Origin of the sequence: Salinisphaera hydrothermalis C41B8, assembly GCF_000732535.1 — a bacterium.
GTDB classification, from domain to species: Bacteria; Pseudomonadota; Gammaproteobacteria; order Nevskiales; family Salinisphaeraceae; genus Salinisphaera; species Salinisphaera hydrothermalis.
This window is the reverse complement of sequence record NZ_APNK01000090.1, coordinates 1-589: the sequence shown is the minus strand read 5'-3', so window position 1 is coordinate 589 and position 589 is coordinate 1. Positions and strand designations below refer to the sequence as shown.

The 589-nt window shown below is 59.8% G+C and carries 1 protein-coding gene; it reads left to right on the top strand.

Features of this window, described 5'->3' with window-relative positions:
* On the top strand, nt 1–586 hold a 586-nt coding region (locus C41B8_RS19190; RefSeq protein WP_037342040.1), incomplete at its 5' end, for an ISL3 family transposase.
* Between the last annotated feature and the right edge of the window lie 3 nt (nt 587–589).

The following is a 589-nucleotide window of genomic DNA, read 5'->3' as shown; positions in this document are numbered from 1 at the left end:
CGCCATGGATATGAATACGGCCTTCGATCTCGAAGTCCGCGCGCACTGCCCCAATGCACTTGTCGTCTACGACCTGTTCCACGTCATCGCCAAGTATGGCCGCGAGGTTGTCGATCGCGTGCGGGTGGATCAGGCCAATGCCCTGCGCCACGACGCGCCGGCACGGCGCGTGGTCAAGCGCAGCCGCTGGCTGCTGCTGCGTAACCGCGACAATCTCAAGCCCGACCAGGCCAGCGCGCTCGACGAACTACTGGCGGCCAATGTCCCGCTGATGACGGCCTATGTGCTCAAGGCTCAGCTTAAGGAGCTATGGTTTGCGCCGAGCATAAAAGCAGCCCGAGCCCGTTGGGCTCAGTGGTACGCCATGGCCATGGCGTCGGGCATCGCGCCCTTGCAGCAGTTTGCCAAACGCCTGTCAGCTTACGTTGAAGGCATCATCGCCAGTGCGGTGCACCCGATGAATACCAGCGTGCTCGAAGGCATGAACAACCGCATTAAAGTCATCAAACGCCAAGCCTATGGCTTTCGTAACGCCGACTACTTCTTCCTCAAAATCAAAGCCGCGTTTCCCGGTAAAGTGCGATGAACC